The following is a 16,664-nucleotide window of genomic DNA, read 5'->3' as shown; positions in this document are numbered from 1 at the left end:
TAATGGCGCTTCTCGCGGTCTAAAATTGGCCGACTAGTACATTTTCGTAGTGCAATGGGAGTTCACGTGAATCGTTTTCTGCGCTCGCTGCTGGGGAAGAAAGATTCCGAGCGTAATGAGGCCACGCCGCCCACGACGCGGCAATCAGATGGGCCTACAGGTGATTCCTCCACTGGGGCTTCCACGCCTAATTCCGGTATCCCTACCGGGCCGGATCCACATGCCCGCAATAATCACGAGGCGCGCACGGAACACCAGCCGCCCACCTCGAATACACAGGATGGCACTAAATCCTCGCACGCACAGCCCACGGATCCCACCCGTGGGTTCGCTCGCCAATCCCGCCAGGTAGGTAACCCCACGCCTCAAGACAAAAAGCCTTCCCGAAACCAGGGTGCACAGACCCCCAAATCCGCTGCCGCCAAAGGCTCTGCCCAAGACAAGCAGAATAATTCTGCCCAGAAGAAAACCGGAGCAAAGCCACACCAGCAGGTAAAACCGGCCACGCCCAAGAAACCACAGAAACCGCAGCAACCAGCCGCCGAAACGAAGGAATTTCCCGCAAGCCCCTCCGGCACTTCCCGCGCGTCCGGGACCTCTGGCGCTTCCCGAACTTCTACTCCCGCCGGTTCCAAGAATTCTTCCCGCTCCAATAACTCCGCTGGCACTCCTCGGCCTTCCGACGCCAATCGGTCCACCGGCACCGGCTCCTCGAAGCCTTCCGACGATGCGAAGAACTCCGCGCAGGGAACCACGGAATTTCCCGCCCAGCAGTCGTGGCCTGCCCAAAGGCCAGAGCAGCGCAAGCCTGAACAGCGCAAACCTGAGCAAGGCAAAGCCGAGCAGCGTAAGACAGAGCCGCGCAAGCCGGAGCAGCGTAAGCCAGAGCAGCACACATCTGGGCAGCAACAACCTGTTCAGCGCGAGCAGGAGCAGCGCCAGCAAGAGCAGCGTCAGCAGGAACAGCGCCCGCCAGAACAGCGTAAGTCTGCACCGCACCAACCGGAGCAGCAGGCATCCGGATCCGGGCGTCAGCAAGCAGAGCAGCGCAAGCCTGCGCAAAAGTCTGCCTCTGCGCAAGAGCAAGAATCAGGGATTCCTGCTGGAGAAAAGGCCGCCGCAATGGGGGCTTCTCAACCACAGCGCATTCCTGCCGAACAGACCGCACGGGAGCACAAGCCCGGGGCCGTTCAGGCTGGCCAGCAGTCTTCTCCGCACGAGACACAAGACGCCAATAAATCGAAATATCCCTTGCAGAACCAGCAGAACGACTCCGAAGTACTCGCAGTCCCACCAGAGGATAAGAACGTGCGCAAGAAGCGGCACGCGCGGCTGCGCCAAGTCAAGGGCCTTGACGGCCTGCGCGGCCTCGCCGTTATTGCCGTGGTCTTATACCACTTCTTCGGCGATGCCCTACCCGGCGGTTACCTGGGCGTGGACATGTTCTTCGTCCTCTCCGGCTTCCTTATTACCTCGCTCCTCGTGCGCGAGTACCGCACGTCCGGAACGATTAGCCTGAAGGACTTTTGGGTGCGCCGTTTTAGGCGCATCTTGCCCGCCGCCGTCGCCGTACTCGTTTTCTGTACCGCGATCGTCGCGTGGATTGGCGGCGATTTGGCCGTTGGCCTGCGCCAGCAATTCTTCGGCACCCTCTTCTTTGTCAATAACTGGACGCAGATTGCTACTTCGCAATCCTATTTTGCCGATAACGAAGTACAGGTCTTTGCGCACTACTGGTCGCTCGCGGTTGAAGAGCAGTTCTACCTCATCTGGCCGCTGCTCATCCTGGTTATCTTCCGCGCCTCGTCGCGCCAGCCGCGCCGCCTTCCGGTCGTGGTCGCCAGCGTGCTGGGCTTGGCCTCCTTTGCGGCCATGTGGTTCATCTTCACTCCAGGCGAAGACCCCACCCGCGTCTACTACGGCACGGATACCCACGCATTCGGCTTGTTGACCGGCGCGGTCCTCTCCTTGTTGATGACCTCTACGAAGTCCGATCCCAACGCGGATTCCTGGGCCACCTCCGGCAAGGTAGAAACCCGCGCCGCCGGCATCATCGGCTTCTTGGCGCTTATCGGCTACGTAGCGCAGCTATTTCTCATGCCTGACGATGCCGAATTTACCTACCGCGGCGGCCTTTTCCTCACCAGCATCCTTGGTGCCCTCATGGTGTGGGGCGTCATCCACGAGTATGGCCCAATGACGCCGCTGTTTAGGACGAAGGTCATGCGCTGGTTCGGTCAGCGTTCCTTCTCGCTATACCTGTGGCACTGGCCGGTCATCATGATCTTGGAGGCGCTATTCCACGGCAATCAGAATTCTGAGAACACTTGGATTCTGGGTCTTGTCGCCGTCCCCATCTCCTTGATCCTTTCGGAGATTTCTTATCAGTTCATCGAGAACCCATTCCGCCGCGGCGGGTACAAGAAGACATGGAAGAACTACTGGGCTGCGCGCCCAAGCTTCAGCGAGCTCAAGGACGGCTTTGGCAAGGCCATGTGGCCAGTGGTCCCGTTGTTGGTTGTCGCTTCTTTGGTTGGCGTTGTCTACGGCGTGGTCAACTCCAACGATAAGACGGAATTGGAGCAGCAGCTCGACCAGCTCCAGCAGCAAAACCAAAACAATAATCCTGTCCCGCCAGAGGCGGCCGCACCCTCCACGCCGCCTGCCGAAGACAAGGAAGACGACGCAAAGAAAGAAGACGATACTAAGACCCGCCCGATGCCACAGGGCACGAATATCACCGCCATCGGTGACTCGGTCATGCTGGCGGCTAGCGATGCCCTCAGCCAACGCTTCCCAGGCATTTATATCGATGCCGAGGAATCCCGCCACTACGCCTCGGGCATCCAGATTCTGCAACAGATGAAGAACGCCGGCACGCTGCGCGATACCGTCTTCTTGGGCTTTGGTACCAACGGCGCCGCCCAGCCGAACCAAATCAGCCAGGCCATGGATATCATCGGCGAGGATCACACCGTGGTCATGGTGGTTCCCTATGGCGACCGCGAGTGGATGGCGCAGTCCCAGAAGGACGTCATTGACGCCGCCAAGGAGTACGACAACGCCTATATCGCGGACTGGTGTGGCTATGCCAAAAACAATCCGGAGATGCTCTACTCCGATGGCGTGCACCCGCTTCCCGAAGGCGCCAGCGGCTACTCCGATGCCTTCTATAACGCCCTGAAGCAGTACTCCAAATACGACAAGAGCGTCTCTTCGCAATGCCAGGCTTAGCGAGGGCCGCGGCCGCAGGCAGCTAACCCCAACTCGGCCAGCCTCCTGCCTCGACCCTGGCCCCAGCCCCGGCGCCAGCCCCGGCCTCGGCTTCAGCCCGCCCTTCGCGCTCACGGGGTCCGTTCTCACGAGCGGGTACCCCACTCCCTGTGAGCGCGAAGGGCGGGTTCGCAAAGCGCGGGGCTGTAGGACCTGGCTCTTAAGGTGGGCACACAAATAAAGACCGCACTCATGCTTCACATGAGTGCGGTCTTTGGTTTTAAGCGGCGAGATTAGTCGACGGCGAACTCGCCCATCTTGTCCCAACCGGTGCGGCCATCGATGTGGACATTGATGATGTCTGGGGTCTCTACGAGGTACTTGGGGAATTCGTCGCAGGCGCGCTTGAAGTGCTCGCCCTGAACGTGCTCTACGTCCTTGCCATCAGCGTAGGACTCGAGCAGCAGGAAGCGCTGAGAGTCTTCCGGATCGCGGTACCACTTGAAGTCGATGCAGCCAGGCTCTGCGTTGCAAGCCTCGGTGTACCAGTTGATCTCATCAAGGAAGGTATCGGCGTATTCAGGCTTTACGTGGAACTGAACGTTAATCAAAATCATGCCCCCGATTCTACCAATGATGTGTCCACTACGTCATGGCTGCTCTGCCATGCGCGCGGGCCTCGGAAGAATCGGGGGCAGGTTCCGCGGAAGCTAAGAACTAGTTGAGGAAGTACTCCGCGATGTAGATGAACTCGCCGTCGAAGGCGGTGGCGACGCCATAACCGTACTCAGGTCCAGGGGTCACCTCGAGGCCCCGGTTAAACCAGTTGAGGCGCTCTTGAGCTTGTTCTTCGGACAGACGGTAAACGTTGCCCTGCCCTTCCTCGGTGTGGGTAACGCCGCTTGCGACGTCACCGTAGTACGTAAGCTTACCGTTTGCGCCCTGGTTTGCCCATTCCTGCGCGATGGCGGCAGCGTTCTCATCTGGGTGGTGACCGGCCTGAGCCAAGTGGTCCGCGGTGGCTGCCCGCAAGTCAGCGGCAACCTGTGGAGCCTCGGGCGCCTGTGCCTCAGGGGCGGCTTCAGCCGTGGCCGCTTCTTCCGCGGCCACCTCCGGCTCGGCATCGGGTGCAGCTTGGAGGAAGCTGGGCAAAGTAACGTTGTACTTTTCAGCAAGGGTGGACACCTGCTGTACCTGCGGGGCCGCGGTGAGCTCCGCAGAAGCCGCTGCCGTGGTACCGGACAGGGCGAGTACGGTGGTCAGGACTGCTGCGGTGGCGCTTCGAATCGGCTTCATGTTTTTCAGCTTGTCATAACTTTTCAGAGGGCGAAAGGTTATCACCGGATACGTTCCACTTCGATATGGCTTTGTTATATAAACGGCACCCTGTGTGATCTGAGCTACTACGCGGGAGGTAAGAGGCCACAAGAAGCCTAATAACCTAATAAATACCTACATCGAGTTCATCGAATTGCCGCTGCAGTTCTTCCGAGTCAATGGAACGCGCAACGTCGGGCCCGGCGATGGCCGCAAAACCATCGAGGACAGAGGTCCCGTAATTATGGCCCACACCGTCGGGAACATCCTTAGCCCCAGGCAGGTCTGCGGCAACTTGCAGGTAGGTAATGATGGGCATCCACTGCATCACGCGCTCACGGGAATAAGGGGTATCTTCCTTCATCCAATCAGGCTCTTTGAAGGCCAATTCGGGCGACCACCAGCTCACCGGATCGGATGGGTGCTGGATATACAACATGCGGGTCCTGCCCCACTCTTCTTCCGGCACGCGTCCCCAGCGGCTGACCTGGTCCACGTCGTTGGCAAAGCGGACCACGAGGCCGCCGGCGTAGACCGGCGAGATTTCCGTGGACCCGGGATCGCGGCGCTCCACAAACTGCGAGCGCAACCGGTTAAAGTGCGGCGGGCCAGTCAATAAGATGCCATCGACGGAATTGGCGATATCGCGCACGCCGGAAAAGGCGGCCTCGATGCCGGTGGTGCCCAAGGATTCGCCATAGAGGTAGAGCTTGGGCCGGTCATCTTCCGGCAAGGAATTCCACCAGTCCACGATGGGGTTGATGAATTCTTCCCCGGCGCGCTCTACTTGGCTACCGCCGCCAAAGAAGTGAAAGACGGACGGCATGGCGGAATACTGTGCGGCGGCGATGGCGGTATCCCCGCCATAGAGCAATTCGAAGGCTTGCGCGGAATAGGACGATACCCAGCCGGTGCCGGTGGTCATGGTCAGCAGGAGGGCCTTGCGGTCTTGGGCGTGGGTGCGCTCGAGTTCATCGATAAGCAGCTGCGCCCGCCCCTCATTGGAGTCGCGGTTGCCCAGGCCGGCGTAGGCACGGATGGGCTCCTTGGCGGGTTTGCCGGTCACCTGCTCTAGCTCGTCCTTATGCGCACCGGAGCTTAGGAAGCGGGAGCCTTGCAAGCCCACGCCGTCCCAGTCGACATCGGAAGTAGGCGATCCGGAGCGCTCGCTGAGGGTGGGGCGCTGGGTGTCCGGATCGGGGTCGGCGTTTTGGGCGGTAAATACCCTATCGCCCAAGCTCACGATAGCACCGGGAATGATGTTTTCAACGGTGTAGATGGCAATCACCGCAACGATTAATACCGCCCCCAGGCGGCGGTAGGTGGAGCGAAACCGCTGCGGGAAGCGCCGCGCCAACCAGCGGACCAAAAAGATAATGGAGCGCAGGATCAGCAGGAAGAGGGTAAATACCGCCAGCGCCAAGGGCACCACCAGCAGGTAGCTGGACATGGATGGCGCGGGCACGGAATATACGCTCGCGAGCTCACGCTGCCAGCGCACGGCGATAATAACGAAACCGACCAGCCAGGCGATGAACGCACCTGTGGCGATGCGCGCGAGCAATCGGTAGCGCTTTGGCTCCCAAGCGGAGGCGGCAAGCCAGGGATACTTATCTGCCCATTTGCTCACGACGAAGCGGTACCACACCAGCTTCACGCCGATGCCCACCACGTAGCCGAAACCAGCTGCAAGGCCCGAAATCAGGCCTTGATAGGGCCAATCGCGGGGCAAAATAGACGGAGTAAGGCCCAGGGTAGACAGAATGGCGGCGCCGATAACGCCCCACGGATCGAGGTGGCGGACGATATCGGCGATGCGAGCTTCTACTGCTCGAGCTTCTCCCCTAACTCCAGCCATTCCATCTCCAAATCCTCATAGGCGCTGCGGTTGTCCTTTAATTCCGTATCAAGCCGGGTCATCGCTTCGGTATCGACTTCTTCTGCCGCCGCGGCCAATTTCTCATTGATCTGCGCAGCGGATTTCTCCAGCTTCTGCATCTTCCGCTCAAGCGCATTCATCTTCTTGGTGATTTCGCGCTCTTGCTGGGAAGAAAGCTTCTTTTCCGGCTTCGGCGCCGGCGCACCCGTCTTCTTTTCTCCCAGGTTTATAACCCCAGTGTTCTTGCCGGCCTCGATTTCTTCGCGCTTGCGCAGGTACTCGTCGATGCCGCCGGGAAGGTTCGTCAGCTTGCCATCGCCAAATAGCGCGTACGTATTATCCGCAATGCGCTCGATGAGGTAGCGATCGTGCGAGATGACCACCAGGGTACCCGGCCAGGAATCGAGCAGGGACTCCAGTTCCTGGAGGGTATCGATATCCAGATCGTTAGTGGGCTCATCGAGGAGCAAAACATTGGGTTCTGCCATAAGAACGCGGGTGAGCTGGAGGCGGCGGCGCTCGCCACCAGACAAATCACCAACCGGGGTGCGCTGACGCTTGGCGGAAAAGCCGAGGCGCTCGGCCAACTGCGATGCGCTGAGCTCCTTCTTGCCTAGCTGGACGTAGGTGGCTACATCCTCGACGGCATCAAGAAGCCGGCGCTGCGGATCCAAGTCATCGAGTTCCTGGCGCAGCCAACCTAAGCGCACGGTTTGGCCCTCGATGCGCTTTCCGGCTGCAAGCTCGTATTCTCCCGCCAGCGTGCGCAGCAGCGTGGTTTTCCCGGAGCCATTCACGCCAACGAGGCCGATGCGCTCGCCCGGGGCTAGGCGCCAGGTGAGGTGATCGACCAAGGTGCGACCATCCGGGGACTTTATCGTGGCATCTTCTAGTTCAATGACCACGCGGCCCTGTCGCTGCTTGGAAAAGGACATGAGCTCGACCTTGTTGCGTGGCTCGGGGACATCCGAAATAAGCGCTTCAGCGGCCTCAATCCGGTAGCGCGGTTTCGAGGTACGCGCCGGTGCCCCGCGGCGCAGCCACGCCAATTCCTTGCGGGCCAAATTTTTGCGGCGCTGCTCCATTGCATCGGCCTGGCGGGCGCGCTCGGCGCGGGCGAACGTCCAGTCGTTGTACCCGCCCTCGTAGGCATCCACCGTGCCGTCGTGGACCTCCCACGTCCAGGTGGCGATGGTATCGAGGAACCAGCGATCGTGGGTGACAACGATAACGGCGAGGTTGCGCTTGAGCAGGTGATCCGCCAGCCACTGCACACCTTCCACGTCAAGGTGGTTCGTGGGCTCGTCGAGCACCACGAGATCTAAATCCTGCACCAACGCTGCGGCGAGATTCACCCTTCGCCGCTCGCCGCCGGATAGGGAGCTAACGGGAGTATCCAGCCCTAAGTCCACGATGCCCAGGCCGCCGAGTACGTCGCGTACCTTGGCATTGGAGGCCCATTCATACGTCTCGAGCTCGAGGGGTTCAATGATCGCCTGAGCAATGGTGAGCTCTTCGGGCAAATCAAAGCGCTGCGTCACCACGGCCATGCGCAGATCCGAGGTATGAGATACGCGGCCGGAATCCGGCGGCTCGATGCCGGTGAGCACTTCCAACAGGGTGGTTTTGCCGCCGCCGTTGACGCCCACGATGCCAATTCGGTCCCCGGTTTGCACGCCGAGGGATACCCCATCAAGGAGAGTTTTTAGCCCATAGGATTTGGTGACTTGCTCGAGGTTAATCAGGTTTGCCATAACAGGGACTCATCTTAATACCTCTCCACTGCTACCCCCGCATTCCCAATCACGTTGCTATCGAATTTCACTTGCAATATCCTGCGCACGTATGAAGAAGAACACACTTACCCTCTGTACTATCCTCTCTGCCACTGCGCTCACCATCGCCTCCTGCTCGGCGCCTGAAGAAGACACCGACGCCCAAAACACCAGCGAATCCACCACCACGGAAAGCCACGAACACGATCATGACCACGATCATGATCACGAGGGCCACTCCCACGACGGCATGGAGGCCCAGGAAGGCCAGACCGAGGTAGCCCAGCTTCCCACGCGCATCGTCTTCTCCCACGCTGGGGGTCTGACCACCTACGATGCCAAATCCGGCGATATCTTGGATGAAGAGGATATGAACGCCTTCCTCCGCCTCAACGATGCCGGCAATGACCGCCACGTCATGGTGACCAAGGGCGATAACTTCCTTACCTACGATACGGGCCGCATCACCAAGGCCCACGGTGACCACAACCACTACTACACCGCGGATCCAGAGCTTGGCGATGAAAAAATCAAGGCGCCCCACGCCGGCCACGTGGTCCACCACGACGGCTTCACCGCCCTGTTTTCTGATGGCGATGGAGTAGCCAAGATTTATAAGACTGAGGATATCGGCTCCAAGGACGCCAAGCCGGTCAACACCGTCAAGACGGGCGAAGGACACCACGGCGTGGCCGTCCCGCTCAAGGATGGCTCCGTGGTCATCACCAAGGGCACCGAGGACGAGCGCCACACCATCCAGCACCTAGATAAGGACGGCAAGGTCTTGGAAGAGACCACCGAATGCCCAGGCGTCCACGGCGAAGCAGCCGCTGAAAATGGCAAGCTCTTCTTCGGCTGCGAAGATGGCCCCGTCGTCTTTGATGGCTCTAAATTCCACAAGGTAGACGTCTCTGACTATGCAGGTGCCGATGGCTACCAGCGCTCCGGAAACGCCGCGGGTTCTGAGGAATCGAACGTCATCTTGGCCGATAATAAGACCGACAAGGATGCCGATTCCGAGCACCCCACCTCGGTGGCCCTGATCGATACCGAGGACTACTCCGCAAAGAAGGTCGATTTGGACGGCTCTTACTGGTTCCGCTCGCTGGCACGCGGGCCCATGGGCGAGGCCCTAGTGCTTACTACCGACGGCAAGCTCAATGTCATCGACCCAGACTCCGGTGAAATCACCAAGCAGATCGACGCGATTTCCAAGTGGAAGGAAAACGAGGAATGGCAGCAGCCAGGCCCAATCCTGAAGGCGGCCAATGGCTATGCCTACATCACGGATGCGCAGAAGAAGGAACTCGTTGTCATCGACCTCTTGCGCGGTAAGGAAACCGACCGCTACGAGTTGGACTTCGAGCCCACCGAAATGGCCGTACTCTAAGTTTCCAGCGCGCTAGTGCTCTTGCTTGGCGATGCCCCCATTACGTTGTTAGCAGTTCCGCTCGGAGGAGCCCAGGATTCGTAATCCTAGCCCCATGCTGGGGCAGGTTATGTTTATCTGCGTTCCTTCTGCCTTGTGGCAATGGAACTAGTCGCTGGCTTCGGTATGGCTTATTTCTGTCCCTGTCTGACAATGATCCGGGGGGTGATGCCGCCGAAGGCAGTGACATACTCCAAACTGCTAATAGGAACCTGACCCAGCCCAGGTGGTATGAGGTCTCACAGTAATGTGGATGCCAGCGTGAAGTATGTCCGACCAACCCCAGCGATGAAGCTTAAATAATCCAACTTCTCATTCATCGCCAGGAGGCATACACCCATGGCCTATGACTTCGTCATTGGCGTGGACGTCGGCAAATACTTCCACCACGCCTGCGTCCTCGATCCCCAAGGCAGACAAGTCCTGTCCAGGCGCATCAACCAGCATGAAGGCTCGCTACGCAAGCTCTTTGGCCAATTCCTCGCTGACGACGCCTCGGTCCTTGTCATTGTCGATCAACCCAACAACATCGGCCGGTTAACCGTCGCAGTCGCCCAAGACATGGGCGTCGACGTTCGCTATCTACCAGGACTTGCCATGCGGCAGCTCTCTCGCATCCACGTCGGCAACTGTAAGACCGATGTGCGCGACGCCTACGTTATCGCCCATGCCGGTCTTAACCTTCCAGATTCCTTGCGCAGTGTCGACCGCGTTGAGGACGTCTTTATCCAGCTGAAAGTTCTCAACGGTATCGACGAAGACCTCGCCCGGGCCTACACACGCCTGATTAACCAGATGCGATCCGCGCTCGTGGGAACCTATCCTGCATTCGAACATGTCCTGCGCGGACAGATGATTCACCGAAAGTGGATCCTCCACCTACTTGCGAAATACGGTGGCCCCACCAAGATTCGACGCATCGGTAGAACACGCCTGAAAGCCTTTGCACGCAAACACAGGGCACGCAATCCTGAGCCTGTCATCGATGCCATGCTTGCTGCCATCCACGAACAGACCGTGTCCATTGCCGGCGCAGAATACGCCGAACTTGGCGTCACAATGTCCGCCACAGATGCACTGGCCAAACTAGAGCACCGCAAGGAAATCGAAGCGCAGGTACTCAAGCTGATTCAGGACATTCCGCAGACCGAGATTCTTTTATCCATGCCTGGTATCGGCCCGCGTAGCGCCGCGCAGATCCTCATGACTGTTGGCGATATGTCCGACTTCCCCGATGCAGCCCACCTAGCGTCCTATGCAGGCCTATCACCGCGGACGAATCAGTCGGGAACGTCCATTATGTCGAATTCACCCAACAGGGCTGGCAACAAAAAATTAAAGAACGCCCTATGGCAATCATCTTTTGCATCGATCAGATTCCACGAGCGTTCCCGGCAATTCTATGAACGAAAACGCAAAGAAGGCAAAAGACACAACGCCGCAGTCGTCGCACTCGCACGCCGACGCCTCAACGTTCTCTTCGCCATGATGCGAAACGGCGAGCTCTACCGAGATATCTCCACAGCCCAGGAGGCCGCAGCAGCCTAGAACCAACAGACCCTCACCTCAAGCCGATTGCGCAAAAGCCCAATCGGCTCCTCACCGTGCCCGAAAACAACATCTACGAGGCAAAGCAGAAGCCCTTCACACCCCCAACAAACTCACCCACGGAGTTGACAACCTATATAGGAACACCCCCCCAATCGCCCTAAGCTAGATCACCTCCGCCCCCGCAGCCGGGCCCTGGGCTACAACGCCCTTGGTGCCCGGTATTTCTATGCTGACCTGCGCTGCAACGTCCTCCGCGTCTTCCCGGGTGGCGCATAAGAATGCGCAGGTAGGACCGCTGCCGGAGACGATGCCGTTGAGCGCTCCCGCATCCATGCCTGCCTCCAAGGTTTTGCGGAGATCTGGGCGCAGGGATAGCGCGGCGGGTTGCAGATCATTGTGCAGGTGCGCCGCTACGCGGTGGGCATCGCCGGAGATAAGCGCCTGGGAAATCTCCGTGGTATCAAGGGCCGGTGCGCTAACCCTCCCCGCATCGCGCAATTCATCGAGCTTGCGGAACACGCTAGGCGTCGAAAGGCCGCGATCAGAGGCGATTAGCGCCCAGTGATAGGTGCCCCTTGTCATCATGGAGGTCAGCTGCTCCCCGCGCCCGGTGCCTAGCGCCGTGCCGCCCAGCAGGGTAAACGGTACGTCGGAGCCAAGAGCGGCGCCCAAGGCATCCAGAATGTGCTCTCCTACCGAATCGATTCCGTAATAACGGCCGTAGCAGCGCTCGGCAAGGCGCAGCGCCGCCGCGGCATCCGCGGAACCGCCCGCCATGCCGCCGGCGGTGGGAATGGCCTTGTAAATCTCAAGGCCGACCTCCGGTATCTTGATGCCCCCGCGGGTGACATACAAGTGCTGCATGATGCGGTCTACCGCAGTCCAGGCGAGGTTCGTATCGTCCTCGGGCACACCCGCTGCGTGCGGACCGGATACCTTGAGGTATTGCACGCGTGGCTTATCCACTTCGGCGTTGCCTAAATCAGTCAGCGTAACCGTATCGTGCAGGCTTAAAGACTGAAAGACCGTGACCAGCTCGTGAAAGCCATCCTCCCGCGGTTCTGCCACGCCAAGGTGCACATTGACCTTGGCGTGCGCATGCGCGGTATAGGTGATCGGCTCGTTTCCGTGTGGTGCGCTCACTGTAGTCCTGCCAATCGTACGAAGTCTGCAACAGCAAGCTTCTCCCCGCGCTGCTTCGGATCGATTCCGGCCGCGCACAGCGCCTCTTCGGCGGCCGCGCCGGAGCCGTAGTGGCCCGATAGCGCGGCGCGGAGGGTCTTGCGGCGTTGGGCAAAGGCGGCATCGACAAGCGGCCAGACCGCAGCGCGCGCGGCATCGTCAACCGGCCAAGGCGGGGTATCAAAGACATCGATGCGCACCAGGCCGGAGGCGATATTGGGCGCGGGCCAAAAGACATTCTTGCCAATGGTCCCAGCTTGGCTCACCGCGCCATAAAAGCCAGCCTTCACGGAAGGCACGCCGTAGATCTTGCTGCCGGGCTCCGCAGCGAGGCGCTGCGCCACCTCCAGCTGCACCATAACGAGCACGCGGCGGATGGAGGGAAAGGTTTCCAAAAAGTGCAGGAGCACCGGCACCGCCACGTTATAAGGCAGGTTGGCCACCAGCGCCGTAGGTGCAGCGACATCTTCGCTGGTCACGCGCAGCGCGTCCTTTTCCACCACGCGCAGGCGCTTAGCGTAGTCCTCCGCGCGCTCGCCCACCGTTTCCGGCAGCTGCGCGGCCAAGCGCGGATCGATCTCCACCGCGGTGAGATCCTGGACGGTCTCCACCAACCCGAGGGTCAGCGACCCCAACCCAGGGCCGACCTCCACGACGTGGTCTGTGGGGTCCAGGTCCGCCGCCGCGATGATGCGGCGGATGGTATTGGGGTCGTGGAGAAAATTCTGCCCCAACTTCTTGGTGGGCGTGATATCCAGTTTCTCCGCTAAAGCTCGGATTTCTACTGGGCCTAAAAACGCGGCGCCCGGGGAATCAGTCATGTTTTCTAACCTAGTAGAAGAATGCAGAAAGTCGCACCCCGCGTCGTGGTGACGCGGAATGCGGTGACGCGAGGTGCGGTGCAGAATGCGCGGTGCGGCGCGTGCTTTTTAGCGCAGTCCCAACTTGGCGGTACATGCAGGCCATGCGCCCCAACCCTGGGCGGCCTGCACCTTTTGTGCCACGGCAATTTGTTGCTCGCGGGTGGCCTGCCAAGCCTCAGGGGCGTATTCGGTACCGCCGAGACCAGCCCAGGTGGACGGCGCGAACTGCAGGCCCCCGGAGAAACCATTGCCGGTATTAATGGACCAGTTACCGTTGGACTCACACTGCGCGATGGCATCCCATACGGAGCCATCAGCCACGGCAGGGGCAGCCGCGCCCGAGTTACCGCCTTGCGGTTCCGGCTCCGCCTGCTTGGTGCCTCGGGCGATGGTCGCAGGCTTTGGTCCTACAACGACCTCATCCTTGATGACCTCTTCGGATTCCTTCTTGCCGTTTTTCAGCACCACCTTGCGGGTGATCTCGCGCTTACCCTTTTCGCCCTGCTCGCGCACCTCTTCGGCGCCGGCTTCCAGCTCAGGGTCATCCACGAAATTCGGCTCGGCGTCGAATTCCTCGGTGACATCTTCGGTCTGGATGTCTATCCGCTCTACCTTGATAGACATGCCCTCGGTGACCTTTTCTTCCTTGGCCGGGAAGACGCGGTCATCCTCACCGAGCTTGATACCGCGCTCCTTGAGCACATCGCCCACGGTCTTGGCGGCAATCTTGGTGTAGGTATTCTTGCCGCCATCGTTGATCTTGATGATCTTCGGGGAGACGACCTCTAGATCCATGCCGTCTTTTAGCTGGGCATCCTTATCCACGTCATCCTCGCCAGACTTCACGGCAGCTCCTGGGTTTACACCCTGCAGGTTATTGAGCAGATCAGAAACGGTGAGATCGGTGGTAGAAAGCTGCTGCTGTTCACCATCGATGGACACGGCAACCGGCTTGGCGGTGCGCACGGAAATCTCATCACCATCGGCCACGGACTCAGACGGTGCGGGCGAGACGATATCCTCTTCTCCCACCTGGACGCCGGCGGCCTGCAGTACACCGTCTACGTCCTTGGCAAAGGTAGCCAGCTCAACCTTGTCGCCGTTGACGTCTACGACCAGGTCCTTCTGCGCGGCAACCGCCACGACACCGCCGACGGCGAGGGTGCTCAAGACGCCACCCGTTGCCAGGCGCAGCGGCAGGGAACGTGAATTATTGATGCGCTTAATGTGGTGAGGTGCCATGTGTAGTTAATCTCCGGTGGTGCTGTCTATCCAGTATCACAATTGTTGCCGCTGGCCTAGGGGAAACCAGCGGCGGTGCCGCGACTGCTCCCACTGTGGAGCAGCGCGGCGGGAAGGTAGAGGCATAAAGCCTCAACGAACAATCAATAACAATACGATAACGGGTGGGGAAAGTCGAGAAGCGCTGCGCCACAGCTATAACGGGCGAAAACAGTTGTCACATCCAGCACCCATGCCACCAGCGACCAGCGGATTTATTTTTGTGACAATCCTCACTACTGCTCTGTGTTGAGCCCATATACGCGGTCAAATGTCTCATTGACCTCGGCAGCCAATGCCTGAGTGGTCTGGTGGCGCGCCCGGGCGATGCAGTCATAGGTGTGCCCGATGAGGGATGGCTCGTTGCGCTGTCCGCGGAACGGCTCTGGGGTCATAAATGGCGCATCGGTTTCCACGAGCAATTGCCCCGCCGGGGCCAGCGCCGCCGCCTGACGCAGCTCCGCATTGCGCTTGAAGGTGATATTGCCGGCAAAGGACAAGACGTAACCGCGCTCGAGCGCTTCTTCTGCCACGCGCAGCGGCGAGGAGAAGCAGTGAAGCATGACGGTCTCAGGCATGGGGGCATCGGCAAGAATGCGCAGCAGATCTTGGTCCGCCTCGCGGTTGTGGATCATAAGCGTCTTGCCGGTGCGCACCGCCAGATCGATATGCCAGCGCAGGGATTCCTCCTGCTGGACCAAGCTCGCGGTCGTCTCCGGTTCGTGGTGGACCCAATAGGCATCCATGCCGGTCTCCCCCACCGCCACGCACCGCGGATCCGCCACCATCTCCTCCAACGCGGCTTTGGTGGACGCATCTAGCTCATTCGCCCGCACCGGGTGGATGGCGCAGGCGGCGTACACATTGGGAAATGCTCGCGCGGTCGCAAGAGCTGCCTCTGATTCGCGGCGATCATCGCCTACCGTAACCAGGCGGGATACCCCTGCGGCGCGGGCGCGGTTGACCAGCACCTCATCAGTGTCTTTATGCGAGAAAAAGTGGGTATGCGCATCGCTGAGGCCGCTGAGCCCAGGGGCCGGAATGGGAGTAGGACGTGGCTTCTTTTTAGACATACCCGCAATTGTAATATTGGCAGCTATGTTGATCAGACCAGCGGACCTGAGCGATGTCCCCGCCATGACCGATACCCTCAACTGGGCCATCGAGCACACCGACGTCATCTTTGATTCCACCCCAGTCACCGTGGCTCAGCGCGAAGAACACCTGCGCCACATCCAGGACATGGAGTGTCCTTTCCTCGTTGCCGAAACCGACGCTGGCGAATACTTAGGCTGGGCGCTCTACCACCCCTACCGCGATCCCCGCATCTGGCAGGGCTGCTATGAAACCACGATTTATCTTTCCCCCAATGCCCAAGGCCAAGGCGTGGGCACCGCGCTTATGAGTGAGCTAGTAGACCGCGCCCGAGCAGATGACAAGGTGCATGCGCTCCTTGCCTTAATCGTGTCTACTAATACAGCATCATTAAAGTTGCACGAAAAGTTCGGGTTTGAAAACGTGGGAACTCTCAAAGAGGTAACCTACAAATTCGATCACTGGCTTAGCCTCACCCACTTAGAACTTCTGGTGTAAAGGACTTTTTGATGCATATTCGCCCCGCCGAGCTTGCCGATGCCCCCTCCATTTCCGCCATCTACAACGCCGCCTCCGCGGCTAAACCGGCCAATAACCTCATTACCTGGCAAGAAGAGGTTTCTGAGCGCGAGGATTGGCTAAAAGAATTGTCCAAGGCCGGCTCGCCCGTGCTCGTTGCCGTAGACGATGATGAAATCATCGGGTGGGCCGCTTACTTTCAATTCGTCACACCCGCAATTTATTACGGGACCGTCGAAGACTCCGTATACATCGCCCCATCCGCCCGGGGCAAGGGCGTGGGCTCTGAGCTTCTCGATGCCCTCATGGATATCGCCGCCGACGATTCCTATATCGAGACCATGATTACCTACATCGTCGATACCAATGCCGGTTCCATTGCGCTACACAAGAAGTTTGGGTTCATAGAAACCGGCCGCATGCCCAATATCCACACCAAGGACGGCGTGCGCCTAGGCCTAGTTCACCTGCAGCGCGATTTCACGCATTAGGTAAGACTTTTAAGGACACAACAAAAGCGTGGTGGCTTCCCCCGCACTCATGGGGGAGACTGGCCACCG

13 protein-coding genes are annotated in these 16,664 nt (G+C 59.5%); 5 read left to right on the top strand and 8 right to left on the bottom strand.

Annotation, left to right across the window (positions count from 1 at the left end; genetic code table 11):
• Positions 1-66: 66 nt before the first annotated feature.
• The gene (locus tag HMPREF1287_RS00530; protein ID WP_023017647.1) at positions 67-3,234 is read left to right on the top strand and encodes an acyltransferase family protein; all 3,168 of its coding nucleotides are present in this window, start codon (positions 67-69) and stop codon (positions 3,232-3,234) included.
• A 272-nt stretch (positions 3,235-3,506) separates the two neighbouring features.
• On the opposite strand, the gene HMPREF1287_RS00525 is transcribed toward HMPREF1287_RS00530, so the two are convergent.
• The 4 genes from HMPREF1287_RS00525 to HMPREF1287_RS00510 all read right to left on the bottom strand — a co-directional run bounded on the left by HMPREF1287_RS00525 (position 3,507) and on the right by HMPREF1287_RS00510 (position 8,163).
• Positions 3,507-3,830 (bottom strand): putative quinol monooxygenase, encoded by a 324-nt coding sequence (locus tag HMPREF1287_RS00525; RefSeq protein WP_005279956.1) that lies wholly within the window; start codon positions 3,828-3,830, stop codon positions 3,507-3,509.
• Positions 3,831-3,930: 100 nt separating this feature from the next.
• Positions 3,931-4,509 carry a hypothetical protein gene (locus HMPREF1287_RS00520; RefSeq protein ID WP_023028557.1) on the bottom strand — a complete coding sequence of 193 codons (579 nt, stop codon included), beginning with the start codon at positions 4,507-4,509 and terminating at the stop codon, positions 3,931-3,933.
• A gap of 145 nt (positions 4,510-4,654) precedes the next feature.
• Positions 4,655-6,388, bottom strand: a complete 1,734-nt coding sequence (locus HMPREF1287_RS00515; RefSeq protein WP_023017645.1) for an alpha/beta-hydrolase family protein — start codon at positions 6,386-6,388, stop codon at positions 4,655-4,657.
• Entirely contained in the window at positions 6,355-8,163 is a 1,809-nt protein-coding gene (locus HMPREF1287_RS00510; protein ID WP_023017644.1) for an ABC-F family ATP-binding cassette domain-containing protein, read from the bottom strand. Before HMPREF1287_RS00510 ends, HMPREF1287_RS00515 begins: the two co-directional genes overlap by 34 nt.
• 91 nt (positions 8,164-8,254) lie before the next feature.
• Here HMPREF1287_RS00510 and HMPREF1287_RS00505 point away from each other — a divergent pair, with 91 nt between their 5' ends.
• Together HMPREF1287_RS00505 and HMPREF1287_RS00500 are read left to right on the top strand one after the other, a co-directional pair.
• Positions 8,255-9,574 (top strand): hypothetical protein, encoded by a 1,320-nt coding sequence (locus tag HMPREF1287_RS00505; protein ID WP_023017643.1) that lies wholly within the window; start codon positions 8,255-8,257, stop codon positions 9,572-9,574.
• Between the two features lie 378 nt (positions 9,575-9,952).
• The gene (locus HMPREF1287_RS00500; RefSeq protein WP_023018187.1) at positions 9,953-11,161 is read left to right on the top strand and encodes an IS110 family transposase; all 1,209 of its coding nucleotides are present in this window, start codon (positions 9,953-9,955) and stop codon (positions 11,159-11,161) included.
• Between the two features lie 165 nt (positions 11,162-11,326).
• On the opposite strand, the gene HMPREF1287_RS00495 is transcribed toward HMPREF1287_RS00500, so the two are convergent.
• The 4 genes from HMPREF1287_RS00495 to HMPREF1287_RS00480 all read right to left on the bottom strand — a co-directional run bounded on the left by HMPREF1287_RS00495 (position 11,327) and on the right by HMPREF1287_RS00480 (position 15,563).
• On the bottom strand, positions 11,327-12,307 hold the full coding sequence (locus tag HMPREF1287_RS00495) for a 4-(cytidine 5'-diphospho)-2-C-methyl-D-erythritol kinase (protein WP_023017641.1): 981 nt from the start codon (positions 12,305-12,307) through the stop codon (positions 11,327-11,329).
• Positions 12,304-13,167: a 16S rRNA (adenine(1518)-N(6)/adenine(1519)-N(6))-dimethyltransferase RsmA gene (rsmA, locus tag HMPREF1287_RS00490; RefSeq protein WP_023017640.1), complete on the bottom strand. Its 864-nt coding sequence runs from the start codon at positions 13,165-13,167 to the stop codon at positions 12,304-12,306. The genes HMPREF1287_RS00495 and rsmA overlap by 4 nt, the downstream gene beginning before the upstream one ends.
• A 108-nt stretch (positions 13,168-13,275) precedes the next feature.
• On the bottom strand, positions 13,276-14,451 hold the full coding sequence (locus HMPREF1287_RS00485) for a resuscitation-promoting factor (protein ID WP_005279948.1): 1,176 nt from the start codon (positions 14,449-14,451) through the stop codon (positions 13,276-13,278).
• Between the two features lie 275 nt (positions 14,452-14,726).
• Positions 14,727-15,563, bottom strand: a complete 837-nt coding sequence (locus HMPREF1287_RS00480; protein ID WP_023017639.1) for a TatD family hydrolase — start codon at positions 15,561-15,563, stop codon at positions 14,727-14,729.
• A 25-nt stretch (positions 15,564-15,588) separates the two neighbouring features.
• Between HMPREF1287_RS00480 and HMPREF1287_RS00475 the strand changes: the two genes are divergently transcribed.
• Both HMPREF1287_RS00475 and HMPREF1287_RS00470 read left to right on the top strand, forming a co-directional pair.
• Positions 15,589-16,083 (top strand): GNAT family N-acetyltransferase, encoded by a 495-nt coding sequence (locus tag HMPREF1287_RS00475; RefSeq protein ID WP_023017638.1) that lies wholly within the window; start codon positions 15,589-15,591, stop codon positions 16,081-16,083.
• 11 nt (positions 16,084-16,094) lie between these two features.
• The gene (locus HMPREF1287_RS00470; protein ID WP_023017637.1) at positions 16,095-16,595 is read left to right on the top strand and encodes a GNAT family N-acetyltransferase; all 501 of its coding nucleotides are present in this window, start codon (positions 16,095-16,097) and stop codon (positions 16,593-16,595) included.
• The last annotated feature ends 69 nt before the right edge of the window (positions 16,596-16,664 follow it).

The sequence above is a fragment of the Corynebacterium sp. KPL1986 genome (assembly GCF_000477975.1).
Classification (GTDB): Bacteria; Actinomycetota; Actinomycetes; order Mycobacteriales; family Mycobacteriaceae; genus Corynebacterium; species Corynebacterium accolens.
Note: the sequence above shows the minus strand (reverse complement) of the source record. Positions and strands in the feature narration are given on the sequence as shown.